This window comes from Synechococcus sp. UW179B, assembly GCF_900474245.1.
Classification (GTDB): Bacteria; Cyanobacteriota; Cyanobacteriia; order PCC-6307; family Cyanobiaceae; genus Synechococcus_C.
Genome location: NZ_UCNZ01000019.1, coordinates 78,580 through 104,879, shown reverse-complemented (window position 1 = coordinate 104,879; position 26,300 = coordinate 78,580). Strand labels below are relative to the sequence as shown.

General features: G+C 56.5%; 27 protein-coding genes. 16 read left to right on the top strand and 11 right to left on the bottom strand.

Annotated elements, in window-relative coordinates; translation table 11 throughout:
- The first annotated feature begins 38 nt into the window (after positions 1-38).
- Positions 39-680: a hypothetical protein gene (locus DXY38_RS07940; protein ID WP_115071171.1), complete on the top strand. Its 642-nt coding sequence runs from the start codon at positions 39-41 to the stop codon at positions 678-680.
- A 143-nt stretch (positions 681-823) separates the two neighbouring features.
- On the opposite strand, the gene uvrB is transcribed toward DXY38_RS07940, so the two are convergent.
- Entirely contained in the window at positions 824-2,863 is a 2,040-nt protein-coding gene (uvrB, locus tag DXY38_RS07935) for an excinuclease ABC subunit UvrB (RefSeq protein WP_115071272.1), read from the bottom strand.
- Between the two features lie 399 nt (positions 2,864-3,262).
- Between uvrB and DXY38_RS07930 the strand changes: the two genes are divergently transcribed.
- Complete coding sequence (locus tag DXY38_RS07930; RefSeq protein ID WP_115071170.1) at positions 3,263-3,829, top strand: hypothetical protein; 567 nt, start codon at positions 3,263-3,265, stop codon at positions 3,827-3,829.
- A 131-nt stretch (positions 3,830-3,960) separates the two neighbouring features.
- Here the strand turns inward: DXY38_RS07930 and DXY38_RS07925 are convergent, their stop codons facing one another.
- The 3 genes from DXY38_RS07925 to DXY38_RS07915 form a co-directional block, all read right to left on the bottom strand.
- Positions 3,961-4,767 carry a hypothetical protein gene (locus tag DXY38_RS07925; RefSeq protein ID WP_115071169.1) on the bottom strand — a complete coding sequence of 269 codons (807 nt, stop codon included), beginning with the start codon at positions 4,765-4,767 and terminating at the stop codon, positions 3,961-3,963.
- A 101-nt stretch (positions 4,768-4,868) separates the two neighbouring features.
- Positions 4,869-5,447: a hypothetical protein gene (locus DXY38_RS07920; protein WP_244279054.1), complete on the bottom strand. Its 579-nt coding sequence runs from the start codon at positions 5,445-5,447 to the stop codon at positions 4,869-4,871.
- Positions 5,404-5,826, bottom strand: a complete 423-nt coding sequence (locus DXY38_RS07915) for a phage holin family protein (RefSeq protein WP_115071271.1) — start codon at positions 5,824-5,826, stop codon at positions 5,404-5,406. The genes DXY38_RS07920 and DXY38_RS07915 overlap by 44 nt, the downstream gene beginning before the upstream one ends.
- 105 nt (positions 5,827-5,931) lie before the next feature.
- Here DXY38_RS07915 and DXY38_RS07910 point away from each other — a divergent pair, with 105 nt between their 5' ends.
- On the top strand, positions 5,932-6,180 hold the full coding sequence (locus tag DXY38_RS07910) for a hypothetical protein (RefSeq protein WP_115071167.1): 249 nt from the start codon (positions 5,932-5,934) through the stop codon (positions 6,178-6,180).
- Positions 6,180-6,617 (top strand): TA system VapC family ribonuclease toxin, encoded by a 438-nt coding sequence (locus DXY38_RS07905; protein ID WP_115071166.1) that lies wholly within the window; start codon positions 6,180-6,182, stop codon positions 6,615-6,617. Before DXY38_RS07910 ends, DXY38_RS07905 begins: the two co-directional genes overlap by 1 nt.
- 1 nt (position 6,618) lies before the next feature.
- On the opposite strand, the gene DXY38_RS07900 is transcribed toward DXY38_RS07905, so the two are convergent.
- Positions 6,619-7,392: a DUF561 domain-containing protein gene (locus tag DXY38_RS07900; protein ID WP_115071270.1), complete on the bottom strand. Its 774-nt coding sequence runs from the start codon at positions 7,390-7,392 to the stop codon at positions 6,619-6,621.
- Between the two features lie 99 nt (positions 7,393-7,491).
- Here DXY38_RS07900 and tilS point away from each other — a divergent pair, with 99 nt between their 5' ends.
- Together tilS and DXY38_RS07890 are read left to right on the top strand one after the other, a co-directional pair.
- Positions 7,492-8,487, top strand: coding sequence for a tRNA lysidine(34) synthetase TilS (gene tilS / locus DXY38_RS07895; protein ID WP_115071165.1), 996 nt, complete (start codon positions 7,492-7,494; stop codon positions 8,485-8,487).
- 9 nt (positions 8,488-8,496) lie between these two features.
- Positions 8,497-9,339 (top strand): hypothetical protein, encoded by an 843-nt coding sequence (locus DXY38_RS07890; RefSeq protein ID WP_115071164.1) that lies wholly within the window; start codon positions 8,497-8,499, stop codon positions 9,337-9,339.
- Here the strand turns inward: DXY38_RS07890 and DXY38_RS07885 are convergent.
- The 3 genes from DXY38_RS07885 to DXY38_RS07875 are packed head-to-tail and all read right to left on the bottom strand — an operon-like array spanning position 9,325 to position 13,377.
- On the bottom strand, positions 9,325-11,373 hold the full coding sequence (locus DXY38_RS07885; RefSeq protein ID WP_115071163.1) for a ribonuclease J: 2,049 nt from the start codon (positions 11,371-11,373) through the stop codon (positions 9,325-9,327). The genes DXY38_RS07890 and DXY38_RS07885 overlap by 15 nt on opposite strands.
- A 58-nt stretch (positions 11,374-11,431) precedes the next feature.
- On the bottom strand, positions 11,432-12,340 hold the full coding sequence (dapA, locus tag DXY38_RS07880) for a 4-hydroxy-tetrahydrodipicolinate synthase (protein ID WP_115071162.1): 909 nt from the start codon (positions 12,338-12,340) through the stop codon (positions 11,432-11,434).
- A 5-nt stretch (positions 12,341-12,345) separates the two neighbouring features.
- Entirely contained in the window at positions 12,346-13,377 is a 1,032-nt protein-coding gene (locus DXY38_RS07875) for an aspartate-semialdehyde dehydrogenase (RefSeq protein WP_115071161.1), read from the bottom strand.
- 185 nt (positions 13,378-13,562) lie between these two features.
- Between DXY38_RS07875 and tig the strand changes: the two genes are divergently transcribed.
- The 5 genes from tig (at position 13,563) to DXY38_RS07845 (ending at position 20,168) form a co-directional block, all read left to right on the top strand.
- A complete protein-coding gene (gene tig, locus DXY38_RS07870) occupies positions 13,563-14,912 on the top strand; it encodes a trigger factor (RefSeq protein ID WP_115071160.1) in 1,350 nt (449 codons plus the stop codon).
- A 46-nt stretch (positions 14,913-14,958) separates the two neighbouring features.
- Entirely contained in the window at positions 14,959-15,648 is a 690-nt protein-coding gene (clpP, locus tag DXY38_RS07865) for an ATP-dependent Clp endopeptidase proteolytic subunit ClpP (RefSeq protein WP_006855018.1), read from the top strand.
- A gap of 88 nt (positions 15,649-15,736) precedes the next feature.
- Positions 15,737-17,098, top strand: a complete 1,362-nt coding sequence (clpX, locus tag DXY38_RS07860; RefSeq protein WP_115071159.1) for an ATP-dependent protease ATP-binding subunit ClpX — start codon at positions 15,737-15,739, stop codon at positions 17,096-17,098.
- A 392-nt stretch (positions 17,099-17,490) separates the two neighbouring features.
- On the top strand, positions 17,491-18,186 hold the full coding sequence (locus tag DXY38_RS07850) for a lecithin retinol acyltransferase family protein (RefSeq protein WP_115071157.1): 696 nt from the start codon (positions 17,491-17,493) through the stop codon (positions 18,184-18,186).
- A gap of 23 nt (positions 18,187-18,209) precedes the next feature.
- Positions 18,210-20,168 (top strand): DNA polymerase III subunit gamma/tau, encoded by a 1,959-nt coding sequence (locus DXY38_RS07845; RefSeq protein WP_115071156.1) that lies wholly within the window; start codon positions 18,210-18,212, stop codon positions 20,166-20,168.
- Between the two features lie 11 nt (positions 20,169-20,179).
- Here DXY38_RS07845 and DXY38_RS07840 read toward each other — a convergent pair whose 3' ends face one another.
- Both DXY38_RS07840 and DXY38_RS07835 read right to left on the bottom strand, forming a co-directional pair.
- Complete coding sequence (locus DXY38_RS07840; protein WP_115071155.1) at positions 20,180-21,622, bottom strand: glycosyltransferase family 2 protein; 1,443 nt, start codon at positions 21,620-21,622, stop codon at positions 20,180-20,182.
- A gap of 6 nt (positions 21,623-21,628) precedes the next feature.
- Positions 21,629-23,218 (bottom strand): SpoIID/LytB domain-containing protein, encoded by a 1,590-nt coding sequence (locus tag DXY38_RS07835; protein WP_244279053.1) that lies wholly within the window; start codon positions 23,216-23,218, stop codon positions 21,629-21,631.
- 99 nt (positions 23,219-23,317) lie between these two features.
- Here DXY38_RS07835 and rpmI point away from each other — a divergent pair, with 99 nt between their 5' ends.
- The 3 genes from rpmI (at position 23,318) to DXY38_RS07820 (ending at position 24,547) form a co-directional block, all read left to right on the top strand.
- A complete protein-coding gene (gene rpmI / locus DXY38_RS07830; RefSeq protein WP_006855012.1) occupies positions 23,318-23,515 on the top strand; it encodes a 50S ribosomal protein L35 in 198 nt (65 codons plus the stop codon).
- A 72-nt stretch (positions 23,516-23,587) separates the two neighbouring features.
- Positions 23,588-23,935 carry a 50S ribosomal protein L20 gene (rplT, locus tag DXY38_RS07825; protein ID WP_006855011.1) on the top strand — a complete coding sequence of 116 codons (348 nt, stop codon included), beginning with the start codon at positions 23,588-23,590 and terminating at the stop codon, positions 23,933-23,935.
- A 36-nt stretch (positions 23,936-23,971) separates the two neighbouring features.
- The gene (locus DXY38_RS07820; protein ID WP_115071154.1) at positions 23,972-24,547 is read left to right on the top strand and encodes a hypothetical protein; all 576 of its coding nucleotides are present in this window, start codon (positions 23,972-23,974) and stop codon (positions 24,545-24,547) included.
- On the opposite strand, the gene DXY38_RS07815 is transcribed toward DXY38_RS07820, so the two are convergent.
- Positions 24,515-25,036, bottom strand: coding sequence for a hypothetical protein (locus tag DXY38_RS07815; RefSeq protein WP_115071153.1), 522 nt, complete (start codon positions 25,034-25,036; stop codon positions 24,515-24,517). The genes DXY38_RS07820 and DXY38_RS07815 overlap by 33 nt on opposite strands.
- Positions 25,037-25,129: 93 nt before the next feature.
- On the opposite strand from DXY38_RS07815, the gene DXY38_RS07810 reads away from it, so the two are divergent.
- Together DXY38_RS07810 and psb34 are read left to right on the top strand one after the other, a co-directional pair.
- A complete protein-coding gene (locus tag DXY38_RS07810; protein WP_115071152.1) occupies positions 25,130-25,942 on the top strand; it encodes a thiazole synthase in 813 nt (270 codons plus the stop codon).
- A 157-nt stretch (positions 25,943-26,099) separates the two neighbouring features.
- Positions 26,100-26,267: a photosystem II assembly protein Psb34 gene (gene psb34 / locus DXY38_RS07805; protein WP_006855007.1), complete on the top strand. Its 168-nt coding sequence runs from the start codon at positions 26,100-26,102 to the stop codon at positions 26,265-26,267.
- Positions 26,268-26,300: the final 33 nt, after the last annotated feature.

The following is a 26,300-nucleotide window of genomic DNA, read 5'->3' as shown; positions in this document are numbered from 1 at the left end:
TGAAAGCACTGCTACGGCAATGCAACTTTTTTTGAAAAATGGTGGCCCAAGGAGATGCCCCCTGGCGTATCGACCAAAACAGAGCCCCATTGATTCATCCCAGACCATATTTAGAAATGATGCCTTTCCTGGCATTGATGGCAGAGCACGGACGCCTTCAGCCTCCAGCGCCAGTTTCTTCCATCTCCCCAGACGATCAAGAAACCAAGGGAATCCTCTTTTGCTGGAAAAGCAAAATAGATAAAGGCGAAAAGCTATGGGCCTACCTTAGATCTATTCCTTTCCCCATCATTCAATCTTTTTACCAAGAACTCATTCCTTGGGCTCAAGCCAACCAAATCAAGATAATTGATATCACAAAATACAATCATGCAGAAATACAGCAGCTATCAAAATTCAAAAATAGTTTATACCTTGCAAGCGATCAGCTTAAGTCTTTGAACGACACTGTCCAACTTATGCAGATTTCCAAGCTAATTGTTAGCATCGACACATCCTTGATCCACGTTGCACAGTGGTTCAATCGCAAACCTCTCATGCTTTGCCCAAAATTCCCTGATGGCAGGTGGATAAGCACTTCTAAAAGTCCCAGTTCGCCAACAATATTCAGCCAAGACTTTTTATACGATTGGAGCCAACCTCTTGAAAAAGCAATGAACGAGATCAAGAAAACTTTTTAAACTCAGCCTTGGAGCTCACTTTCAGCCTGCTCGAAACTATCAATAAATCGACATGCTCTTAATCCCATCTTTGGCGCTGTGATGCCTGCCATCCAGCGCAGTGCACAGAATCTCCCCTTGAGGCCTAATTTTCTGGAGCTTGATCATCTGTTGCTACCCACCAGTTTCTGACGCAACTTCTTGATCCGGTCTCGCAAGTTGGCCGCTTCCTCAAAGTCGAGCTTCTTGGCTGACTCTTTCATCTTCAGCTCAAGTTGATCGATGAGCTCAGGAAGGGCATCGAGTGCCAAGCCATCGCTGTCTTCCTCTAAGGCTTGAACCGCCTTTCCAGCCACTTTCACCAAATCTGCATCCGGGCCATCAGCTTTGAGTTTGCGTGACAGCTCCAGAAAACTGAGAATGGAATTGCTGGCTTTCTTGCCTGCAGCGGTGGGGGTAATCCCGTGCTTTTCGTTGTAGATGTGCTGAATGGTGCGGCGGCGCTCGGTTTCTTCAATCGCCTTAGCCATGGAGTCGGTCATGTTCTCGGCATAAAGCAAGGCTTTACCTTCCACATGCCGGGCTGCACGGCCGATCGTTTGAATCAAGGAGCGCTGAGCCCGCAGGAAGCCTTCTTTATCGGCATCAAGAATCGCCACCAACGAAACCTCGGGCAAATCCAATCCTTCGCGCAACAAATTCACGCCAACGAGCACGTCGTATTCACCCAGGCGTAGATCCTGAATGATCTCGATCCGTTCAATCGAGTGAATCTCGGAGTGCAGGTAGCGCACGCGAACTTTATTTTCAGCCAAGTAATCCGTCAGGTCTTCCGCCATCCGCTTGGTGAGCGTCGTCACCAGCACCCGCTGGTTCTTGGACGCACGCTCACGAATCTCTCCCAACAAATCATCCACTTGTCCAGTGGTAGGCCGCACCTCCACGATCGGGTCCAGCACACCCGTAGGGCGGATCACCTGTTCTGCGATCTGGCCCTCACTGACCTCCATTTCCCAGTTTCCAGGGGTCGCACTCACAAACACGGTCTGCTTAGCCTTGCTCCAAAATTCCTCAGACTTGAGTGGACGGTTGTCGGCAGCACTGGGCAGTCGAAAACCATGGTCAATCAATACCTTTTTACGGGCCTGGTCACCGTTGTACATCGCCAGAAGTTGGGAGCAGGTCACGTGGCTTTCATCCACGATTAACAACCAATCATCTGGGAAGTAATCAATCAGGCATTCCGGCGCAGATCCAGGCTCACGGCCAGCCAAATGACGGGCGTAGTTCTCAACTCCATTGCAATAACCGATTTGTTGCAACATCTCCAGGTCATAGGTAGCGCGTTGTTCTAAGCGTTGAGCCTCGAGCAACTTGCCTTCTCCATTTAAAAACTCCAGCCGCTCTTTCAGCTCACCACGAATAGCCTTCACAGCATCATTCAGACGCTCTTTTGGTGTCACAAAGTGTTTAGCCGGATAAATGCTAATAGCCTCCAAGCTTTGAAGAATTTCACCGGTGGTTGGATCCACATAGCGAATGGCCTCCACCTCATCACCAAACAATTCAATCCGCACCAAGCGATCGTCATAGGCCGGACCGATTTCGAGCACGTCTCCTTTAACACGAAACCGTCCACGGCCAGCTTCCGTGTCGTTGCGGCTGTACTGGTTGTTCACCAAATCGCGCAATGATCCGCGTAAATCTAAGTTTTCTCCCACCTTGAACGGCACCGCCGCCTTGAGATATTCGCTTGGAATTCCGAGCCCATAAATACAACTAATTGAAGCCACCACAATTACGTCGCGACGTTCAAACAGAGACCGCGTTGCAGAGTGACGCAGCATGTCGATTTCTTCGTTAATTGATGCTGTTTTAGCGATATAGGTATCACTCACCGGAACATAGGCTTCCGGCTGGTAGTAGTCGTAATAGGAGATAAAATATTCAACAGCATTATGCGGGAAAAACTCCCGCAGCTCATTGCAAAGCTGGGCTGCCAACGTTTTGTTGTGGGCCAATACCAAAGCCGGGCGGCCGGTTTGGGCGATCACATTGGCCATCGTGAATGTCTTACCCGTACCCGTGGCGCCTAGAAGCGTTTGATAACGCTCTCCTCCATTCACGCCCTCTACCAATTTGGCGATCGCTGTGGGTTGATCCCCTTTCGGCTCGTAGGGAGCCGTGAGCTTGTAATGAGGGATCACATGCCACACGCTGGCGCTTCAGCATATGGCCGGGAAGAGGGTTGCTGTTGCACTAATGCGCACCCTTTCTGAACCAGGCCGCTATGACTGGCCTGGCTTGAACAGACAATGGGCTAAAACCAATGACAATTTGCCGAACCACTTGAAAGCAGAAGCTCACAATGCGCTGTGCTCTAGGCCGCTTTTCTCGAATCGCTAAAAGCAAGTACTGCATGCCTCTTCAGCAGGACTAAAGCTGCAGCAACCCCCTCAGGCGCCAAAACACAACTGATTTATTTATACATCTGATCTTTAAAATGACAGCCCTAACAAGAGAACAACTTCCACTCAACACGAGGCCAAGGATCATTAAGCAGCAGGAAGAAAGCTATTGTTGAGACTTAATGCTGCAAACCAGTGAACAAACTCAATCTTGGCTGCGGATTTGACCATCGAGATGGGTATCTCAACGCCGATAGCTTCCAAGCATGCAAGCCAGATGTCTTAATCAATATCGAAGAAACACCCTGGGCATTTAGAGATAACGCATATCAACACATTTTACTAAAACACGTTTTAGAGCATGTGGGTCAGAGCTACAGCAGCTTTAAAGCAATTATGCAAGAGCTTTACAGAATCACTGCAAATCAAGGAACTATCGAAATTCATATCCCGCACTTCAGGCACGACACCTTCTGGAGTGATCCAACACATGTGCGTGCATTCACATTATTAACCTTTCAGATGATGTCAAAAGCCCAAAACGATGAATGGATCAAGAAAAGGGCAAATTATTCAATGATCGCCTATGACATGAATGTTAATTTGGAAGTCATCAAAGCGATACAGGTCTACGACAACCATTGGGCGCAAAAAAAAGAAAACGGCAGTATTAGCGACGAGGAACTTTCAGTGTATTCACACGAGAAGTGGAATGTCGTCAAAGAGCTGCAAATCACAATCAAAGCGATTAAGCCCTTTTAACAAGAGCATGCATAATGTTCGGCAATCGCTCGCGACTCCTCATCAATAGGCAAACGCCTACTTATTCATGATCAACAATACAAAAGAGGACGCCAAGCAGACGGATAAAAATGCTTCGTAGGCCATCACACCTAGCTAAATCGCCGTGTTGCAAAAATCCAAGCTTGCCCTCCCGGACGTCCCTCGGCCCCTCGCACTACCTGCTCCATAAACGACATTTCAGACTGAACTCCGACGAATCGATTAGCTGGATTTTGCTTTAAAATAGACTGAACGCTAAAGCCTTGCTGGCAAAGAAGTTTTACCAATTCAGGTGTATTTTGTACACCCGATCCCTGATTATCAGTTTCAACCAAAAGATTAACAGTTGAAAGTGTACTTGATACCGACATCAGCGACAAAAGCGATTTCAATACTGGGATTTCGGAACCATCCACATCGACAAGACAAGCAATTGAGCCCCTCAGAAAGGGCATAAGATTATTCATATCAGGCGAAAACGACACCAACTCAGCAACGCCATTGGCCTCTGCCACAAAACGTACTGCTTCTGCTGATCTTGGATCAATATCAATCCCCATACATGGGATCTTGGCCCAGCGAGCCACTCCTGAAAGATAAAACCCTTCCGCACAGCCAATATCAATAAAAACATCAGAATCTGAGCAGTACTCATGCAAAAAATCTTGAACCTCTTTCTCATAAGTTCCCTGGCACTTAGGAAGCAACTGAGACGCCAATGACTTTGGATATAGAGTCATTCCTTCAAACAGTCCAGAACGAACGACAACTGGCAAACCTGCGGACATCTTCTGTTCCAGACTGAAGCCATAAAAAGTATAAGCAGCTCTAAATAACTTCTGAGGATCAAATCCTCGATTCATCAATTCACAGATTGCCTTATCTTCTTGCGGAGCAGAATCGGGTACCGAGTACATGTGGCACAAAGAATAATGCGTACAGATTACGACTCCAATGCATTGGCTTTTTTGCGAACGTTCGCAAAGGGATTAGCCGTCTAGAAGTCCCTGGGGGTTGATCAAGGTACTGGCGTTGCTCGAAGCAACTGGAGCACATGACCGGCATGATTTTGATGGCGATAGGCCTCCGCCTCCTGAATCGATCCAAAGCGCTGGATCCCCTGGGGTGACACATCCCACCCCAAAGGCGGCACTCCCTTTAGATCCGCAGATAGGTGCTGGAGCACGTGAATGAATTCATGGCTAATCAACATGCAACGCACCTCAGCGCTCATCGGCCGTTGCTTCAAGGTGATGGTGCCAAGGCGGCCATGCTCGGCGCGGTAGGTGGCATCTTTTCCTACCAGTTCCGGCTGACCGGCCACCACGCGGATGCCGAGCCTCTGTCCCTCAAGCAAAAGGGCTTGATCCAGCTTGGGATTCTGCTTACAGGTGATCCGGTCACCTGGAGGAGCAGCGCTGTAATCAGGCAGGGCGCCCAGCTCGTTTGGCACAGCAACCTGGTTAAGCGCTGGCCGTGTGGAATCAGAGCTCACACTCAGGCGCCAGCCTCCGATCAGCAACACGCTGAGAGGGAACAAAAAAGGCAACAACTTACGCAAAGGATCCGAGCAAAGCGGCGCGAGTGAAGTCCACATCAGCGATGCCAAGGGCACGCAAAACCACAGCACTAATCACGCTGTACACAACGGCACCCAAAACAGCACTGATCAAACCGTTCTTGAGGCGAAAGCCTTGAATCAGCCAAGCGGCTAAGCCAAACAAGATGACCGCGATGATCCAGTTGAACAGAAACGACACCGGCGAGATCAAACCACCCAGCGAGGTAATCGCCCAAACAGGCCCCAACACCAACTTGAGCGGCAGGATCAGCAGCGTGCCCAACAAGCCAATGAGCACCGCTGCCCAAAGAGCCGTACCAAAGCTGGCCAGTTCCACTCCAAGGGGTAGTGCTGCCACGACAAGCAACACGAGGGCTCGAATCGGCCATTGCAGCAACCAGCCAAGCGTTCCCATCACGATCAGTGCATCACTAAAAACAAAGTAGGAACTCCCAGAAGCTGTGCTCAACCCAAGGAGCAACCCTTAAAATGATGTGATGCGCTTACATCACATCATCTGATGCGAACCACTCTCGAAATTGACGACGATCTGTTGCAAGCCGCAAAAGACCTCGCTCGTCAACAGAAAACTACGGCAGGGCAGGTGGTCTCGAGCCTGCTCCGCCAGGCCCTCACCCAAGGCCATTCGCCTCAAGACGCCCAATCAATCCATACCTCCCCCTGTGGGTTTCGGCCCTTCAGCAACACAGATTCTCAGGTCGTGAGCAATGACCAAGTGAATCAACTGCGTGATCAATTTGGGGTCTGATGCGCGCCCTTCTTGACATCAACGTGATCATCGCTCTGCTTGACGCCAAGCACGCCATGAACGGGGCAGCATGCACCTGGCTCGCCCAGCATCAAGCCGATGGCTGGGCCAGTTGTCCTGTCACTCAAAACGGCGTAATCAGGATCATGTCCCAACCTTCTTTCCCTAACCATCAAACAACAGCTGCAATTGCAGCGAGGCTTGCGGAGGCGTGCTCCCATCCCAGCCATCAATTCTGGGAAGGAGGAATCAGCCTGTTGGACTCCAACCATTTGGACTGGGCGAGCTTGCTTGGTCCAAGACAAATCACAGACGCCTACCTCCTCGCCGTCGCCGTTGCCAACGACGGCTGCCTGGTGACATTTGACCGAAGGATCACACATGATCTGGTGCCAAGGGCCTCAAAGCACCAGATCGTGGTAATCGGCTCCGCCTAAATCAAACGCGACTGGCAATCGGGCTGCCAAGGGCTTCGCGCAGAGCGCACACCATAGCGGTCATCGCCAGCTCATCGTTGAGGCGATTCACCGCCGATCCCACTCCCACACCAGAAGCGCCAGATGCAATCGCCATCGGCACGGTGACGGCAGACAATCCAGAGGCGCAGAGCACGGGCACAGGGCACTCGGCCTGATGCAAGGCAGCACGAATGCTGTGGGAGGCGGCCAAGGTGGGAGCTGCTTTCTCAATCAAACCAAGGCTGCCAGCGCTGAATGGCTTGGCGCTGGTGCCGCCTTCGGTTTGGATCAGATCAGCACCAGCTGCCACTAAATCCACAGCCAACTGCTCTTGCTGATCCAGCGGCAGCACATGGGGCACGGTCACGCTCATCACCACGTCGGGAAGCAGCTCGCGGGTTCGGCGGGTGATCGCCAGCACTTCAGCGGCATCAAAGATGCGGCCGTGGGGATAAAAGGCGTCGTAGTTGCCAATCTCCACCATGGCCGCACCAGCAGCCACAGCGGCAGGAAACAGCTCGGGATCCACCGCAGACACACACACAGGCACGCCAGCGGAGGCCTCGATCGCCAGTTTGACAAGCTCCGCATCGCAGGCCACATCAATCAAATCGGCACCACCGCGACCAGCGGCAGCCGCCACCATCGCCACCTTGGCTGGATCGAAATTCATCAAACCGGCGATCACCTTGAGTGCGCAACGCTGCTCCAGGCTGCGGCGAAGCTCAGCGGGCAGCAGAGAAAGGCGGGTCATCCCAGCGAAATCAGGTTCCATCATTCTCACACCGCACGTGTGATCCCGCCTGAGAACGGGCAAGATCAATTCTGAGTTGTTTCACGCGCTGGCCACACCATGGCTGCCTGCTCATCCTGGTTGGCTTGGCACGACACGCTTCACCGCCAACTGCTGAGGCAGCCAACGCTGCTGCCAGATGGGACAACCTTGCTGATTGCCCTCTCCGGCGGTCAGGACTCGATGGCCTTACTCGGCCTGCTTCAGGGGCTTCAACATCTGCACCATTGGCACTTGCAGCTATGGCACGGCGACCATGGTTGGCACGATCAATCAGCAACCATGGCCTCCGAACTCAAGGCATGGTGCCAAGGCCAGGAGCTGGATCTTCAGATCAGCCGCAACACAAAGAACAACACGCAAACAGAGGCCAGCGCCCGCTCTTGGCGTTACCAAGAACTTGCCGCCCTCAGCCAGCAGCTGCGCTGCTTCACGGTTCTGACCGCTCACACCGCAAGCGACCGCGCTGAAACATTGCTCTTGCAGTTGGCCCGAGGAACGGATCTCGCCGGCCTTGGCAGCTTGCGGCCGATCAGACCACTCCAAAACAATGACCCCAGCGGCCCTCGGCTAGTGCGCCCCCTTTTGAGCTTCAGCCGAAACGACACCGCCCAGATCTGCCAGGACTTGAAACTGCCCATTTGGCTTGATCCATCGAATACCAATCCGGACTTCAGCCGCAACCGCATCCGCAACGAGGTGCTTCCGGTACTGGAGGAGTTGCATCCAGGCTGCAGCCAACGCATCTCCCAACTCAGCGAGCGCGTGTCTCAAGTAGAGGACAACCAACACACCCTCGCCACATTGGCCCTTGAACAGCTGCGTTGTGAATGCGGCCTGAAACGCAACGCACTCAAGGTGTTGCCAGAAGCCAGCCGTCGGCTCTTGCTCCATCATTGGTTGCAACAACAAGGCGTTGACAGCCTCTCCGCCAGCCAACTCGACACCCTGAGTTGGGCCATTGGCCCTGGCCGCCCCCCCGGGAGCCGCTCTTTGCCAGGGCACAAGACTCTGCAATGGACCCGCGACTCGGTACAACTGGTGAACAAGCCATAACAACCTCGTTTGGACGCTGATTTTCAGGAGCAATACGTCGCCGCTGAGCAGGCCTACAGCGCCAGTGAGTTCGACAAAGCCGACGACTTGGCGCGTCCCCTGCTGGGAAAACTGGAGCCGCTTCCCGCCTCAGGGGCGGAACGGGATGCAACCCTGGCCTGGAGAGCCTTTGTGGCCCTGTTGCTCGGTCACATTCACCTTTATGGAAAGGATGATGTGGGCCAGAGCGCAGAGTTTTACCGGCTTGTGCTCGCCAGCGAACCGCCAGACACACTGCGCGAACTTGCTCAACAAGGCCTCAACGAATCCCTGGAGCGCTCACCTGTCATTGATGTTGCTGTGTCGGCGCCTGCTGCTGCAGAAGAAGAGCCGGCATCCGTGCCCTTTGAAAACCAATCAAGCCAGCCAGCCAGCGACGCTCTCATCCGTGATCCCTTTTTGAACACCAGCTCAACGCCCGCGGCGGGAGATCAACGCGCAGCAGCAGAGAAACCAGCAGCTGAAAAGCCAGCAGCTAAACCAGTCGAAACGGCCATGCCCTGGCTGAAGACAAAGACAAAGACGGCTACGAAAACAAATGCGCCGCCGCGAAGGGAGCTGGACAGCGCTCAAGAGCGATCTGAACAGCCAGTGAGCTTGGAAGAAGCTCCAGCGCAGGCTTTAACGCCATCGCTTTCAGGAGCCTTTGATTCCAACCCAAAGCGCTTGGAGGCCGGACTGCTGCGCGTGCACCTAAAGCAAAGTCGCCAACTTGGGTCGTCATCAGCACAAGCCGCTGATGACGACCAGCCAACATCGCTCCCCTTGCAGAAGCGATTGGCGATGGCCTGGCGTTCCCTAAGCCGCCGCTGAACGACGACGACGGGTGCGTCCAGCTGGCATCTCCGGCTCTGGAGCACTGGTCACAACCACTGCCGCTGCAACAGGCTCTTTCGCGGGAGCTGGAGCCGGTGCTGGAGTCACTGCTGCTGGAGCTGACCCTGCCGCTGCAGGGGCTGGTGTTCCAATCACACGGGAGGGCACCACCCGAGCCGGTGCCGCATTGCGATCACGCCGAACATGGCCATTGCCACTGTCGCGGCCGGGACCGCCATGACGAGCACCGCGCCCGCGGGATGACGGACGGGTGTCAGGCTCTGCATCAGCGCGGCCCTTGTACACCGGTGTGCCACCAGGTGCCGGTTGAACCAGACAAAGAATCAAGGGCTCCACTTGCATCTCACGGCGCATGCGCCGACCTAGGCCCACTTCCACTTCGCGCTGAACGCCCATCCAATCCACTTCAGGAGAAGAGCCTTCCACATTGCGGCAGAGCTGCTTCCAGCGATTTTCAAGCACCCACTTGATTTCGCGTTCCGTCCACAGCGACATCTTGCGCGCATCCGCGGTGGTCACGACACCCCGCAAGTTGACCCGTGGTGGAGCCACCATCGCCCCATCGGTACTGATCGCCGCGAGGATCGTCACGATGCCATCCACGGCAAGCTGTTGACGCTCCTTCAGCACGCGCGCATCAACGATGCCATTGCGGGACTGATCAAGCAGCTCGATGCCTGCTTTCACAGGATCGCCTTTGCGCATGGAATCCGGAGTGAGCTCAACGACATCTCCGTTGTTGATGATCAGCGTGTTGTCTTCTGGCACACCCATGGAATGGCCAGTGCGGGCATGCTTCACCAACATGCGGTGCTCACCATGCACAGGCACGAAATATTTCGGACGGGTGAGCGCCAACATCAGCTTCTGATCTTCCTGGAAGCCATGGCCTGACACATGAATGCCTTCGCCTTTGCCGTAGACCACCTTGGCGCCCAAGATCATCAACTTATCGATCGTGTTCACCACGGAGATGGTGTTGCCCGGGATCGGGCTCGCAGAAAAGATGATCGTGTCTGAGGTCTTCACCTTCACTTGAGGGTGATCACCCCGTGAAATCCGGCTCAAAGCAGCAAGGGGCTCTCCCTGGCTTCCGGTCATCAGCAACAGCGTCTCGCGATCAGGCACATCGTTGATCTGTTTGATCGGCACAAACAGCTCGTCCGGGGCACGCATGTAGCCGAGTTCACGGGCTTTAGCGATCACGTTGAGCATGGAACGCCCAAGCAGACCCACCTTGCGGCCATTTTTGAGCGCCAGCTCAAGAATCATCGACACCCGATGAATCGAACTGGCGAACGTGGTGATGATCACCCGTCCTTCCGCTTCCGCGATGTGGCGATCCAGGTTGGGGAACACCGATCGTTCAGGAGGGCAATAACCAGGAACCTCCGCATTGGTGGAGTCACTAAACAGGCACAGCACACCCTGATCGCCGTAATGGGCTAGCCGGGCCAAGTCGAAGTGCTCGCCATCCACAGGGGTGTGATCAAACTTGAAATCACCGGTGAAAATCACAGTGCCCACCGGAGTGGTGATCGCCAGCGAAAAGCTGTCGGCCATCGAGTGGGTGTTGCGAATGAACTCCACCGAGAAGTGCTGACCCACCTTCACGACGTCTCTGGGACCCACGGTCTGAAGGGTGGTGCGATCGGTCACACCGGCCTCATCCATTTTTCCGGTGAGCATGGATAGGGCCAGACGCGGCCCATAAATCACTGGAATATCGAAATTCTTGAGATGGTGCGCGATGCCACCGATGTGATCTTCGTGGCCGTGGGTGACGATCATGCCCCGAATCCGGCTCTGGTTTTCACGCAGGAAGCTGGTGTCAGGCATCACCACATTTACCCCATGCATGCCATCACTGGGGAATGCCAAGCCGGCATCCACCAGCATCAGGTCATCGCCGTACTCGAACACGCAGGTGTTCTTGCCGATTTCATGCAAGCCACCGAGTGGAATCACACGGAGACAGGCCTGCTTGGTTTTAGAGAGAGTGGATGTCATCAATAGATCTCGCGAAGGAATTTAAAAAAGGGAAAAATCTGAATTGGCAGCCGGAGCGTCAGGTCTGACGCAGGGCAGTGAGAAGGTCGGCTAAGGAATCGCGCATGGCTGAATTAAGGGGGAGTAGGGGAAGACGAGGAGCACCGACGGGCCATCCACTCAGCTCGAGTGCAGCTTTCACAGGGATGGGGTTGGAGGTGGCAAAGAGGGCCTGGAAGAGCGGCGTTAACTGCTCGTGTTGACCAAGGGCAACAGCGTTCTGACCGCTGAGAAAGGCATCAATCATGTGGCGCAAACGCCTGCCAACAACATGGCTGGCCACACTCACCACGCCGACAGCACCAGCGGACAACATCGGCAAGAGCAAGCCGTCATCACCGCTATAGACGGCGAGGCGAGGTCCACAGGCCAAGCGCAGCTCGGTGATTTCTTCAATCGAACCGCTGGCTGCCTTGAAGCTCACCACATTGGCGCAGTCCATCAATTGAGCGGCCGTCGCTGGAGCCAGGCTCGTTCCAGTCCGTCCAGGCACGTTGTAAAGCATCAGCGGTAGCTCGGGAGCCGCCGTCGCAATTGCTCGAAAATGCGCTTCCAAGCCATCTTGGGGAGGCTTGTTGTAGTAGGGCACAACCACGAGAGCACCGTCAGCGCCAGCCTCGGCCGCTTCTCGCGTGGCCTTCACCGCTTCACTGGTGCTGTTACTGCCCGTGCCTGCAAGCACCTTCACGCCAGGTCCAACGGCTTGACGAACCGCCTCCAGCATCTTCACTTGCTCCTGCCAGCTCAGGGTTGGCGATTCACCCGTGGTGCCACAAACCACCAGTCCCTCTGAACCTTCCTCAACAAGGTGACGAGCCAAACGACCTGCCAAGGCCAAATCCACGCGTCCCTCAGCATCGAAAGGGGTCACCATGGCCGTCAACAGTCGGCCAAATGGAGTGGGAGAAAGTTCAGCAGCAGTGCTCATACAGGTCAAACAGAAGGAAGAAGCAATTCGGCGATTTGAATGGCGTTCAGAGCGGCACCTTTACGAATCTGATCACCACATAGCCAAAACTCGAGCGCGTTCGGCTCACTGATGTCCTGACGAATCCGCCCCACCATCACCGGGTCTCGACCGGTTACATCGGTGGGCATGGGGAAGCGGTTGTGGGCGGAATCGTCGAGTAACTCAACACCAGGAGCAGAAGCCAGCAGTGAACGGGCCTCCTCTACAGAGAACGGCTCATGGAATTCCACATTGACCGCTTCTGAGTGAGCGCGCAACACAGGGACCCGCACGCACGTCGCTGTAAAGCGCAAATCAGGGATCCCCATGATCTTGCGGGTTTCATTCACCATCTTCAGCTCCTCTTCGCAGTAGCCATTGGGCTGCAGAGGGGAGTTGTGCAGAAAAAGATTGAACGCAAGCGAATGGGGCAACACCTCACTGGTAGGGGTGCCTCCATCCAGCACCACCCGGGAGAGATCGCGAAGCTCATCCATGGCCCGGGCACCGGCACCACTCGCCGATTGATAGGTGCTCACCACCACGCGACGCAGGGGTCGGCGCGACGCCAGCGGCGCCAACGCCAAGCTCAACAGAATGGTGGTGCAGTTGGGATTCGCGATCACGCCTTGATGCTGATGCGCTGCACTTGGATTCACCTCGGGAACCACAAGAGGCACACCGTCTTCCATCCGAAACGCGCTCGAGTTGTCCACCATCACGGCTCCCGACGCCACAATGGCGTCGCGCCAAGCCTTTGACACCGAGCCGCCTGCCGAGGCAAGCACCAAATCAACGCCCTCGAAGGCTTGGGCTGTGGTCTCTTGGACCACAAGCTCCTGCCCCTTCCACGAGCAGCGACTGCCAGCAGAGCGAGCGGACGCTAGAAGACGCAGTTCAGAGACCGGAAAATTCCGTTCTTCAAGAAGCTGAAGAAGCTCTTGACCCACGGCACCACTGGCACCCAGCACCGCAACGGTGAGTGGTCGGTTGGGAAATGGCGCGGCGGAAATCAAACGAATGAAAACTGGAACGAAATCTGGTGTTAGCCGTGGCTACATGCCACTCAATGCATCGATCCCTGACCTTGTAATGACGTCGTGACGTCTCAGGGAGTTGCTATAGCGATCCAACCACCTTACGCGGATGGCAAAGGTCTCGCACTTAATTAAGGTGTTGGGTCTGCTCTTAAACCTCGCCGATGAGTGCCGCCAGCCTGAAGGTCACCTCCACAGCCCGCCCAGGCAGCCGTCTGGCCGTTGAGGTAGCGATTCCTGCCGAACGCTGCAAGGCCAGTTACGAAGCGGCGATCTCACAGCTGAGCCGCAGCGTGAATTTGCCTGGATTCCGCAAAGGCAAGGTGCCTCGCTCCGTTCTCGTGCAACAACTGGGCGGACTGCGCATTCGCGCCACAGCGCTCGAGAACCTCGTGGACGGCATCTGGCGGGACACCATCAAACAGGAGACGATTGAAGCCCTTGGCCAACCCGAAGTTGATGGCGGCTACGAAGCCTTGCTGGAGTCCTTTGAGCCTGGAAAGCCCCTCTCGGTCACCTTTGAAGCCGATGTTGCTCCCACTCCAACCCTGAAAACCACCAAGGGGCTGAAAGCGGAAGCGGAAAGCGTCAGCTTCGATGCCTCAAAAGTGGATGAAATGCTCGAGCAGTCGCGTCGACAACTCGCCACCGTGGTGCCAGTTGAGGGCCGCAAGGCTGCAGAAGGCGACATCGCTGTGGTGGGTTTTAAAGGCACCTACAGCGACGACGGCAGCGAGATTGAAGGTGGCAGCTCCGAGTCGATGGATGTGGATCTCGAGCACGGCCGCATGATCCCCGGCTTCATCGAAGGCGTTGTGGGCATGAAGGTGGGTGACAGCAAAACAGTGGCCTGCAATTTTCCTGATGACTACCCCAAAGAGGATGCGCGCGGACGCAAGGCCAGCTTCGAAATCGAACTGAAGGATCTCAAGACCAGGGAACTGCCCGACCTGAATGACGACTTCGCGAAACAGGCCAGCGAGCAGGAAACCTTGGCCGAGCTCCGCTCTGACCTTGAAAAGCGTTTAAAGGACGACGCTGAGCGGCGTACCACCAGCAATCGACGCGACGCCCTGCTCGCTGCTCTCGTCGAGCAACTCGAGGTGGAACTGCCCGAAACCCTGGTGCAACAGGAGGTGCGCAACCTGGTGGAACAAACCGCAGCGCAATTCTCCCAACAGGGCATGGATGTGAAATCCCTGTTCACTCCTGACCTCGTCCGCAACTTGATGGAAACCTCACGCCCAGAAGCGGAGGAGCGCTTGCGCCGCAGTCTTGCCCTCTCGGCCCTGGCAGAAGCGGAAAGCCTCAAGCTCGAGGATCCAGAGATTGACGCCAAAGTGAAGGAGGTCACCGCCCAACTGTCCGGTGAGCGCGACATCGACCCCAACCGTCTCCGTCAAGCCGTGATCGAGGATCTTCTTCAAGAAAAACTGCTCGGCTGGCTGGAAGAAAACAGCACCGTGAGCGAAAAGGCACCTGAAAAGGACAAGCCAAGCGCCACCGATGCCTGATCGGCGCCCATAGATTGCATTCATCTGTCCTCCTGCCCGCCGCCGCGTGATCAACGCCCGCAGCCACCACCCGATCGAAAACCGCTGGCGAGGAACCCTTCCCGTTTCAGCTCACACCCCATTGGCCTCTCCTGGGGTTCCCACGGTGGTGGAGCAGTCCGGGAGGGGTGAACGCTCCTTTGATATTTATTCCCGTCTACTCAGGGAGAGAATCATCTTTCTCGGAACCGACGTGAACGACCAGGTAGCGGATGCTCTGGTGGCTCAACTTCTGTTTCTAGAAGCGGAAGATCCTGAAAAAGATATTCAGGTGTACATCAATTCACCTGGTGGCTCGATCACTGCAGGGTTGGCGATCTACGACACCATGCAGCAAGTAGCGCCAGACGTGGTCACCATCTGCTACGGACTCGCCGCCTCCATGGGAGCGTTTCTGCTGAGCGGAGGCTGCAAAGGCAAGCGCCTCGCCCTTCCCAACGCCAGGATCATGATTCACCAACCCTTGGGTGGTGCTCAAGGTCAGGCCGTGGACATCGAGATCATGGCGCAGGAAATTTTATTTCTTAAGGAAACCCTGAACGGCCTGATGGCGGACCATACCGGCCAGCCGCTCGCGAAAATCACCGAAGACACTGAACGGGACTACTTCCTTTCTCCAGCAGAAGCGGTTGAATACGGCTTGATCGATCGCGTTGTGGACAACCTCGGAGGCGAAGGAATCATTACGGGGGGCTGACACAGCCCACTTTCCCCACGATCCTACGTATCCAGTCCGATCCCACTCCGACCGGTTCTGTCTTTTCGTTTGATGTGTCCAGAGCCCGATGGCCAAATTTGACGCCCATCTGAAGTGCTCTTTCTGCGGAAAGTCCCAGGAGCAGGTGCGCAAACTAATCGCGGGTCCTGGCGTTTATATCTGTGATGAATGCATCGATCTCTGTAACGAGATTCTTGATGAAGAGCTGATCGACGCGCAGGGCAATCCCCGCCACGGCGCCGAGCCTTCTAAGAAAGCAGCTGCCGGCGGCACGCGCAAAACCAGCAAACCGGCTCCAACCCTGGCCACGATCCCCAAACCCCAAGAGATCAAAGGCTTCCTCGACGAACAAGTCGTCGGTCAGGAGGCGGCCAAGAAAGTGATGTCTGTCGCCGTCTACAACCACTACAAACGCCTTGCCTGGCAGGGCGATGGTCAAGGCGAAGCCGCCCAAACCGCCACCCGGCTGCACAAGAGCAACATCCTGCTCATCGGCCCCACCGGCTGCGGCAAAACCCTGCTGGCCCAGACCCTGGCAGAAATGCTGGATGTGCCCTTCGCCGTTGCCGATGCCACCACCCTCACCGAGGCTGGTTACGTCGGAGAAGACGTTGAAAACATCCTGCTAAGGCTGCTGCAGAAAGCCGATATGGATGTGGAACAGGCCCAGCGAGGGATCATCTACATCGATGAAATCGACAAAATCGCTCGCAAAAGCGAAAACCCCTCGATCACCCGCGATGTGTCTGGGGAAGGCGTTCAACAAGCCCTTCTGAAAATGCTGGAAGGCACCGTGGCCAACGTGCCCCCTCAAGGCGGACGCAAGCATCCCTACCAGGACTGCATCCAAATCGATACGAGCCAAATCCTGTTCATTTGTGGTGGAGCCTTCGTCGGCCTGGATGACGTAGTGCAGAAGCGCATGGGCCGCAATGCGATCGGCTTTGTGCCGAATGATGGACGAGGTCGCAACCGCGCCACCCGCGATATCCAAGCGGCCCAGGTGCTGCGTCATCTCGAACCCGATGACCTGGTTAAGTACGGCCTCATCCCCGAGTTCATTGGGCGCATGCCGGTGAGCGCTGTGCTCGAACCCCTAGACGAGCACGCACTCGAATCGATCCTCACCGAGCCACGCGATGCCCTGGTGAAGCAATTCAGCACGCTCTTGAGCATGGACAACGTGCAACTGGACTTCGAATCCCAGGCCGTTGAGGCAATCGCCAAAGAAGCCCACCGGCGCAAAACCGGCGCCCGCGCCCTGCGCGGCATCGTGGAGGAGTTGATGCTAGACCTGATGTACGAGCTGCCCTCCGATCAAACCGTGACTGCTTTCACGATCACCAAAGCGATGGTCGAAGAACACACCGGTGGCAAAGTTCTTCCCCTCCCCGGCACCAATCAGCACAAACAGAAAGAGTCGGCTTGAACTAACCCCGACAACAAACACCTCATCCATCCCCTCTGCCCCTCCTCCTCAGGTGGGGCTTTTTTATTGCTTGCAAATACATCTCACATCCCGATCCCAATTCACTTCAATTCACTTGAAACACCTCTCAAAACAAACACTCCTCTTCACCTGTGATCAATCTCACAGCTATTTGAGATCTCGATCAACAACTCATTCCTCTTTTCAGAACATCTTGGGTTCAGCGGACACAACAGTCCCAGCAAACACTCCAAATCCTGCAAACCCTTCCCATGGCTATTCCTGGCTTCCCTGAACTTCCTCAACTTCCTGAACTCCCTGAACTCCCTGGTGCCAACCTCCCTGATTTCCCTGTTATTGCGATAAAACAAATTGATGTTGTCTCGTAGTGAATGGCTGCCGCTGACCATCTTTCAGTTCCACGCCAACACGGTCTATTTCTGCATCACGGCATCGATCTGGGAGATGGCACCATCGCCCATTACCTCGAGGGACGTGAAATTCTGCGCAGTCCGTTGGAGGAGTTCAAACGCGGGTTAGAAACCAGCGTTGTTGAGCACGACCATCCATCTCCAGCAGGCGTCACGTTGAGGCGCGCGATGAGTCGCATCGGCGAACAGCGCTACAACCTGCTCTTCAACAACTGCGAACACTTCGCCAGCTGGTGCAAAACCGGCCGTCATCAGAGCGGACAAGTGGAAAACTTCCTGCACACCACCAGCCTCGGCGCTCTGGCCTTAGGCCAGATGATGCCCGCAGCGCTTCTCACAGGACTCCGATTGCTCCTCAAGCGGGGGTTGGTCAATGAACAGTCTCGAGATCGCGCTCGCCGCGGCCTTTTGCAGCTCAAAAAGCTTCGTCAAAGCTTGCTCAACCAACTGGAGGGGACTCTTGAGCAGGCAGAGGGGTGGATTCGCGGCGGCCCTAACAGTGGCGCCAGCGATCGCTATGGAGGACAGGGCCGAAAGCTGCTCAAAGCTGGGCAAAGCCTCGCCGATGAACTCGCAGCCGTGGAAGAACTCGAGCAACGGATCAGCGATTTGCTCAACGAGCAACATGGGCCTTCCATCAGCGATCAAGCTGAGTAGCCTCAACGTCTTGCGGGTAGTGCATGAGTCAGGCCTATCAGCCGCTGCATCACAAATACCGTCCTCAACGTTTTGACCAGCTGGTAGGCCAGGAGGCGATTGCCGCCACACTCGGCCATGCCCTCACCTCCGGACGCATTGCCCCGGCCTACTTATTCAGCGGCCCACGCGGAACCGGCAAAACTTCCAGCGCCAGGATTCTGGCGCGCTCACTCAACTGTCTGAGCCACGACGGCCCAACACCCCAGCCCTGCGGGACTTGTGAGCTCTGCACAACGATTGCGCGAGGCACGGCGCTCGATGTGATCGAGATCGATGCCGCCTCCAACACCGGTGTCGACAACATTCGCGATCTGATTGAACGCTCCAGGTTCGCCCCTGTGCAAGCGCGCTGGAAGGTGTACGTGGTGGATGAGTGCCACATGCTCTCCACAGCAGCGTTTAATGCGCTGCTTAAAACCTTGGAAGAACCACCGCCACAGGTGGTGTTCGTGTTGGCCACAACCGATCCCCAACGGGTCCTGCCCACGATCCTGAGTCGCTGCCAACGCTTTGACTTCAGGCGCATTCCACTGGAGGCTTTGAACAAGCACCTGGCCTGGATTGCCGAACAGGAGTCGATTCCGATCCAACAAGAGGCGCTGCATGTGGTGGCCCAACGCGCCCAAGGCGGCCTGCGCGACGCAGAAAGTCTTCTCGATCAGCTCAGTCTCCTTCCAGGACCGATCAAAGCCGATGCGGTCTGGGACCTATTAGGAGCAGTTCCAGAGCAAGAGCTTCTCAACCTCGCTGAGGCGCTTGCGGAGGGAGAGCCTCTCACGCTGCTCGAGGCGAGCAGACGCCTGCTGGATCGTGGCCGGGATCCCGGAGCCGTGCTGCAAGGGTTGGCAGGCATTTTGCGCGACCTGGTGTTGATGGCTGTTGCACCGGACCGCCCAGAGCTCACCGGGGTCTCCCCGCAATTTCGAGAGCAGTTGCCTGCCCTCGCACAACGCCTAGGCCGGCAGCGACTCCTGCACTGGCAAGCCCAACTCAAGGGCAGCGAACAGCAACTGCGTCAAAGCGTGCAACCAAGGTTGTGGCTGGAAGTGTTGCTCCTAGGCCTGCTTGCTGACGCCGAGCTCCCCATTGCCAAAGCCCCGTCTGTGGCGGCGGTGAGCAGGCCAACAAGTAGCGCTGCCGTCGTCAGCACTCCCCCGGTGGCCAGCACAGCTCCAGCCGCTAAAGCACCAGCACCACCCATCAGCCTTCCGAATACAAGCCCCCAACCGGTCGTCAGCTCAGAAGCTGCTCCTACGCCAGCCTCAGCGCCCCCATCAGAGCCAGAGCCGGCCCCTGACAGTCACAATCTGCCTGAACTGTGGCAACAGATTCTCGCCAGTCTCGAGCTCCCCTCCACCCGGATGCTGCTGTCACAGCAAGCGCAACTCGTCCGTCTCGATCCCCATCGCGCTGTGGTGCAGGTGGCTGGAAATTGGATGGGCATGGTGCAAAGCCGGGCCAGCTTGCTGGAGCAAGCGATCAAACGTTCGATTGGCGGAAATCGGCAACTGGTCTTGGAAAACCATGGCGGTGCAGCCCCGATGGCCTCGACGCCCTCCGCTGCACCAGCAACACCGTCTCAACCAACCCCTCCTCAACCAAAGCCGTCTCAACCAACACCAGCATCTCCATCGCCCGTCGTGATGCCAGCTGTGCAAGCACCGCCCATCACTCCGGTCGCAGAGGCCACAACCAGCTCACCACCAGCAAGATCGTCAGGTGCAACCACAGCGACAACCTCAGCGGCAAGCTCAGCAGCTCCCAGCGTCCTTTCAGCAGAGGTCCCTGGGCCGGGTGCCCAATCCATAGGCTCGCCGACTCCGCCCTCACCTGCGGAGGTGAGTCCCCCTTCAATCATGGATGAAAAGGTGAAGCGCTTTGCCGACTTTTTTAACGGTCAGGTCCTGGATGTGGAACTGGACCATGACGAAAACGGTTGAGGGATCAGCGCTCAGGCTTTGACCGTCTCCTCATGGCCACGGTGGGTGGTTTTTGCCCAAACCAAGCGCTTGGGAAGCACCGCCATCCGCAGCGTGACCCAGGGAATGACAAAGAACCAATGGCTCAGATAGGCAATCCCCAAAAGCAATGAAAACGGATTGGGTTGAGGCAAGGCAGGGCCTTCACTGAAGCGGCGGCACCCCCTCCAATACGCCACGCCTGACACGCCAAAAGCCACAATCGATAAGGGCCAGTACACCGGAGAGGTTCGCGTGAACACACTGGTCACCAGATCGGCAAAGGAGAGCACAGGCAGGGCGTACTGGAGCAAGAAAAAACAAGCCAGGTCACGACGCTGGCCGACCGTTAAGCGATTGGAAAGCAGCCCAGGCCAGTAATCAAAGAAGCGCTGCAACCCCCCTTCTGCCCATCGTTGTCGTTGCTTCCAAAGCGCCGAAATCGTCTCCACCGCCTCTTCTCGCACCGGTGGATTCCAAAGCAAGGTTGTGCGAGCACCTTGGAGCAAAAAACGAAAACTCAGGTCCAGGTCGTCCGTGACCGTGTCCTCATTAAATCCGCCGCAGGCTTCCAACACATCACGCCGCAGCAACTGCCCGTTCCCGCGCAGTTCAGACACCCCTCCCCCCAACAGGCGCCCCTGCTGAATCAGCGCATCAAACGCCATCTCCATGGCCTGGACCCGCGTCAGCAGGTTGGTATCGGCGTTCGTCACCGCTTTGCGCATCTGCACGCCAGACCAATCACCCATCACGGCGATCGGAATCAACCGTTCGAGCTGGTCATCACTGATTTGACCATCGGCATCCAGCACGAGAATCCACTCCCCACTGCTTTGAGCCAACGCCGCATTCAAGGCACCTGACTTGCCTCCGCCTGCGTTGCGCTGCCTGCGAATCACATTCAGGTTGGGATATTGAGGCTTCAGTTCATCCAGAAGATCTGGCGTTTTGTCTTCGCTGCCGTCATCAACGATCCAGGTCGTGAGCTGGTCAGCTGGATAGCGAAGTGCTCCGAGGCGCTCCATGAGACGAGCCACCACAGCTTCCTCATCCCTGGCCGCCACCACCACGTCCACGTTGGGCCAAGAGACCAAGCTCTCGACGACAGCAGGCTCCGCAGCCAGGGCTGTCCCAGGAGTGGATGTCTCCGTGATCGATGTTCCCTTGAGAGATGTCCCATCCCCATCGGTTGCATCGGTGGCAGGCCTGCTGTTCGCGGGACTCGCGCTCTCATCAGAGCCTCGTAGCGTCGTGCTGAGGGAATACCCACCAAGCACGAGCGCCAGCGTGAGCGAAGGGATGAGACTCCTGGAGGGGTCGAGCCAATGGGGTGCTGCTCCCGCGCAACCGCAAGCCACCACAAACAAGGCTGTCTTGCCGCGTCGGCGATCGCCTGTCCCTGCGGCCAACACCCTGTCACCGTTCGAAGTCATGGGACTTTAAGGGGCCTGACCGGGTATGGAACTGGAAGGCGGTTGGACCGTGGTCAATGTTGTTCCTGGGTAGTAGTGACTGAGAATCCGCTCAAAGCTCCAACCTCGAGCCGCCAGATCAATGGCACCAGCTTGCGAGAGGCCCACTCCATGGCCAAATCCTCCACCCTTAAAACGCCATCGATCGGGCCCAAGGGTCTCAATCACAAACAAGGTGCTTGGGAGGCGGCGCAAGGTGCGACGGATGCCATCCAGCCGCAACATCACCGGCTCCCCGTTCCCCGTCATCTGGATGCCGAGGGCCAGCACCCGTCCACTCGCCCCTCTCGTCTGCACGTTGAGAGCACTGGGGACACCAGCAGGCAGACCAGCCGCCCGTAGAGCCTGGGCAACCTGAGCAGCGCTGTAGGTACGCGACCAACGAAAACGAGGGTGATTCGTGCCATAGGCACCATCGCCGCGAGAGAGCAAGCCACTCACAGAGATGGGGTCCTTGAGCGGCAACGCCAGGCCCTTGATCCATGCCGCTGATCCATCGGCACGAGCCTGAACGTAAGGAAGGGAGTCCATCGCCCAAGCCTCTTCTGCTCCAGCCATCACCCCACCGTTACTGGCGTGATACCAAGCTTGAATCGGCTCGCCGTTCCACGCCAACACCTGTCCAGACGTCGCACGAATCGCCTGTCGCACCGTAGCGCTGGCGTGACGGGGATCGCTGTACACCTGGCACTGCGTATCACTGCAAAGGTGATAGCCATCGATCGCAAACCGATGACTATTCGCCAAGGCCCAGGTGCGCGCCAAGACCGCTTGCGCCTCTAACGCCGCCTTTGGCGATCCAGCGCCGATCTCGTGGGGAACCACCCCCTCTAAATAACGCTCAAGCGGAACTTGTTCCAACAACGTCCAACTGCCATAGGCATCCGGCTGCAGACGAAACGGGCCGCGCAGCACGCCTCCCTGCCAGAGCAGACCGTTCGGAGCCTCCAGCATCAGCGGACCCTGGAGGGTGCGACCACCCGAAGGGCCCTCCAAGACAGCTTTCATCTCCGTTGTGAGCGTGCGCATCAAGGTCCGCACAGGGACCCCATCCAGAGGCTCAGCATCCATCGGTATCCACACCTCCCAGTTGCTGGGATGGGCAACACGGGCGACCACGCCTTGATCACGCCATCGGTTCGCAATCCGTTCCGCTGATTCAAAACTGGCGTAGGGACCGGCAATCTTGCGGGCCACCTCCACAGGAACAGCCAGAGGAGCCAGTCGCCAGCTGAGACGCAGCGACGTTGCTTCAGCAACCTGAGCTCCAGATCCATCCCTCAAGCGCAGGGACTGCTCTCCAGCACTCTCCAAGGTGAGCAAAGGCCCGGACCGTTGCGTGGTGGTGCCGCGGCCGAGGTGATCGTCCAGGGCCACCCATAAGGGCGCTTCATGGGCCTTCGGCGGCAAAGGAACCGATCGATGGGTCTCAACGGCAGCAGGGCCGGGTTCGATCGTCGCTTCTTGCGCGCGGCAGCTGCAAGCGATCGCACTCACCAACGCCAACGGAACAACGACCCGGCGCTTCAGCCAGCCAAAGGGAGGAGTCAAGGACACGTCCGCTGCAACTGATTCAGCATGACGCGGCTTGAATTGATTGGCTTTCAGGAAGGCAACGTTCTATGGTTGTCGCTTATGCCGCGTGCAGCCAGACCCATGCCCAAGCTCAAGACCCGCAAAGCAGCCGCCAAGCGGTTCAAAGCAACAGGCACTGGCAAGTTCATGCGTCGCCGCGCCTTTCATAATCACCTTCTCGATCACAAATCGCCAAAACAGAAGCGTCATTTGAAGACCAAGGCTGTGGTGGATCGCACCGACGAGGAACGCGTCACGCTGATGATGCCCTACGCCTGAGCTCAGTCCTGAGTCCTGCCAGGTGGTCATCCACGCAGGACATTCTTCCCTCAACTTCTCCACATCTGATTCATGGCACGCGTCAAGAGAGGCAATGTTGCCCGTAAACGCCGCAATAAAATCCTCCGTTTAGCCCGTGGTTTCCGCGGCAGCAACGGAACACTTTTCCGTACGGCAAATCAACGCGTCATGAAGGCGCTTTGCAATGCCTACCGCGACCGTCGTCGTCGCAAACGTGATTTCCGCCGTCTCTGGATTGCACGGATCAATGCAGCAGCACGCATGAATGGCGTGAGCTATAGCCGTTTGATTGGCGGTCTCAAGAAAGCTGATGTGCGGATCAACCGCAAAATGTTGGCCCAGATGGCTGTTGTCGATCCTGCGAGTTTCGCCAACGTTGTGAATGCCACTCAGGGTTAACGATCAGTCCCCAACGGGACGTTTCTTGGGTCTGACATGAATTCCTTGCTGCCTCAGACCTATTTATTGGGGCTGATTGGCCTCTTGGCGATCGTCGCTGTTGTCGGCGGTCGCCAATTTTTACGGGTTCGTCGCGACGAACAAAGCTTGCTCAAGATGGAGCAAGAGAAGGTTGCGTCCTCCAAAGACGCAGGCGCTCTCTATGAGCTGGCGTCCGTTCAATTGCGCAAGCGCCTTTATCCGCAGGCCATTGTGACCTTGCGCCAGGCCGTTAAAAGGCTCAATGACGAGCCCGATGAAGCGCGCGCTCTGATTGAGAACGCCCTCGGCTATGCGTTAGCTGCCGAGAAGGATTTCACGACCGCCGTACGCCATTACAAGGCTGCTCTCCGAGCCAAAGAGGACTATCCGGTAGCCATCAATAATCTCGCCTTTGCCCAAGAGCGACTCCTAGAAAACGAAGAAGCCTGTGATCTTTATCGCCGAGCACTCGTTCTTGACCCTAAAAACAAAACAGCGCGTAAGCGGTTAAACCGCTTAGAACGCGCCACGACGAAAGGCAAGAACTCTGATCAAGCGTCACCAAAGAGCCCGGATGGGCGCGGATTCTGAAACAGCACAGCTGCCCGAAAGGTCCAGACGACCACCAGGGTTCGTCAGTCTTGGAGCATCCCACCCAGCCAAAGAAAAGCCTTGCAATCCTAAAAACCTTCCGCCAATTTCCAGGTCATTGCTGAGCTCAGGAGACAAGGGCAGAAGGTCAAGCTGATCAGATTTGGCATTGAGATTGCCCTGAACAGGCGTAGAAATCGCGCCTATGCGCATGTCTCCACGCAAATCCACCATCTGTCCCATGGGCTTCAAGCTGGTCAGGGTTAATTCCACATCCACGGTGGAATTCGACTCAAAGGAGGTGTAATTTCCGCACCACTGGCGAGGCAGGGTTGCCGCGAGATCACCAGCACGCGCGACAGGATCAAAACTCTCAACAGACCCCTCAAGTTCAAGAGGTATGGCTAGTTGTGAACTATCAAACGATTGGGAAGACTCAAACGGTGCCTGAATCTCAACCGGTATGTCTATGACGGGAGGAACGGGCATGCAACCAGTAGATGATTGGCGCAGGGTAGGGCGGTTGCGGCCTGCTTGACCGCATCACGATCCGGTTCTCCAACCAAACCGCAACTGACCACAATGGATCCGACCCACTCTCACGACGATGCACTCCAAATCGGAGGGCGCAGCTTCAACTGCAGACTGATCACCGGGACAGGCAAATACCCAAACCTGGAGGCCATGCAGCTCAGCCTGGAGCGGTCTGGCTGTGAAATGGTCACAGTTGCCGTTCGACGCGTCCAGGCGGTCGCTGAGGGGCATGCAGGCCTCATGGAAGCCATTGACTGGTCACGCATCTGGATGCTTCCCAATACGGCGGGGTGCACCAACGCCGAGGAAGCCGTGCGAGTGGCCCGGCTTGGCAGGGAGCTCGCCAAGCTGGCGGGTCAGGAAAACAACAACTTTGTGAAATTGGAGGTCATCCCAGACAGTCGTCACTTACTGCCCGACCCCTTTGGGACCTTGGAAGCAGCAGAAATGCTGGTGAAGGAGAACTTCACCGTGCTGCCCTACATCAATGCCGACCCCCTCTTGGCCAAGCGCTTAGAGGACGTGGGCTGCGCCACCGTGATGCCCTTGGGATCCCCCATCGGATCAGGTCAGGGCTTGCGCAATGCCGCCAACATCCGCCTGATCATTGAGAACGCCAAGGTGCCGGTGGTGGTTGATGCGGGAATCGGCGTGCCAAGTGATGCAGCCCAAGCGATGGAGATGGGCGCCGATGCCGTTCTCATCAACAGCGCCATCGCCCTCGCGGGACAACCGCCCCTGATGGCAGAAGCGATGGCCTCCGCCGTGCAGGCAGGACGCCAATCCTTGCTGGCTGGCCGGTTACCAACCCGCGCAGAAGCCTCTCCAAGCTCCCCCACCAGCGGACGCATCAACAGCTAGCCACGCACAACGCACTCGCCACCTCGTTCACCACCTCGTACGGCGCCGCGTACACCGCCTGGATGTAACAGCACATCTCAGGCCATGAAGGAGCATGGCGAATCAAAGCGCACCCACCATCAACTCCATAAGGTCCCGTTCAGTTGCAGCTCAATCCATGCAGGTCACTCAAGAAGATGGCGGTCGCCTCAACGCCTTCGCGAAGGAACCTCGCATGGAAGTGATCAGCGACGGAGCCTCTCTCAGCAACGGCTCTCGGCTGCTGATCATCTCCGGCGCAGTGCTTGTGATCGCCCTCATGGCTCTGTCCGTAGCCGTCAGCTAAAAAGCCTGTAGTAGCTTGCCAGAAATCAGCGGC

Coding starts and splice junctions, on each gene's coding strand:
- DXY38_RS07940 (WP_115071171.1), top strand. CDS start 39: ATGGTGGCCCAAGGAGATGCCCCCTGGCGTATCGACCAAAACAGAGCC.
- DXY38_RS07925 (WP_115071169.1), bottom strand. CDS start 4,767: ATGTACTCGGTACCCGATTCTGCTCCGCAAGAAGATAAGGCAATCTGT.
- DXY38_RS07920 (WP_244279054.1), bottom strand. CDS start 5,447: ATGTGGACTTCACTCGCGCCGCTTTGCTCGGATCCTTTGCGTAAGTTG.
- DXY38_RS07915 (WP_115071271.1), bottom strand. CDS start 5,826: ATGGGAACGCTTGGCTGGTTGCTGCAATGGCCGATTCGAGCCCTCGTG.
- DXY38_RS07910 (WP_115071167.1), top strand. CDS start 5,932: ATGCGAACCACTCTCGAAATTGACGACGATCTGTTGCAAGCCGCAAAA.
- DXY38_RS07905 (WP_115071166.1), top strand. CDS start 6,180: ATGCGCGCCCTTCTTGACATCAACGTGATCATCGCTCTGCTTGACGCC.
- DXY38_RS07900 (WP_115071270.1), bottom strand. CDS start 7,392: ATGACCCGCCTTTCTCTGCTGCCCGCTGAGCTTCGCCGCAGCCTGGAG.
- tilS (WP_115071165.1), top strand. CDS start 7,492: ATGGCTGCCTGCTCATCCTGGTTGGCTTGGCACGACACGCTTCACCGC.
- DXY38_RS07885 (WP_115071163.1), bottom strand. CDS start 11,373: ATGACATCCACTCTCTCTAAAACCAAGCAGGCCTGTCTCCGTGTGATT.
- dapA (WP_115071162.1), bottom strand. CDS start 12,340: ATGAGCACTGCTGCTGAACTTTCTCCCACTCCATTTGGCCGACTGTTG.
- tig (WP_115071160.1), top strand. CDS start 13,563: ATGAGTGCCGCCAGCCTGAAGGTCACCTCCACAGCCCGCCCAGGCAGC.
- clpX (WP_115071159.1), top strand. CDS start 15,737: ATGGCCAAATTTGACGCCCATCTGAAGTGCTCTTTCTGCGGAAAGTCC.
- DXY38_RS07850 (WP_115071157.1), top strand. CDS start 17,491: ATGGCTGCCGCTGACCATCTTTCAGTTCCACGCCAACACGGTCTATTT.
- DXY38_RS07845 (WP_115071156.1), top strand. CDS start 18,210: ATGAGTCAGGCCTATCAGCCGCTGCATCACAAATACCGTCCTCAACGT.
- DXY38_RS07840 (WP_115071155.1), bottom strand. CDS start 21,622: ATGACTTCGAACGGTGACAGGGTGTTGGCCGCAGGGACAGGCGATCGC.
- rpmI (WP_006855012.1), top strand. CDS start 23,318: ATGCCCAAGCTCAAGACCCGCAAAGCAGCCGCCAAGCGGTTCAAAGCA.
- rplT (WP_006855011.1), top strand. CDS start 23,588: ATGGCACGCGTCAAGAGAGGCAATGTTGCCCGTAAACGCCGCAATAAA.
- DXY38_RS07820 (WP_115071154.1), top strand. CDS start 23,972: ATGAATTCCTTGCTGCCTCAGACCTATTTATTGGGGCTGATTGGCCTC.
- DXY38_RS07815 (WP_115071153.1), bottom strand. CDS start 25,036: ATGCCCGTTCCTCCCGTCATAGACATACCGGTTGAGATTCAGGCACCG.
- DXY38_RS07810 (WP_115071152.1), top strand. CDS start 25,130: ATGGATCCGACCCACTCTCACGACGATGCACTCCAAATCGGAGGGCGC.
- psb34 (WP_006855007.1), top strand. CDS start 26,100: ATGCAGGTCACTCAAGAAGATGGCGGTCGCCTCAACGCCTTCGCGAAG.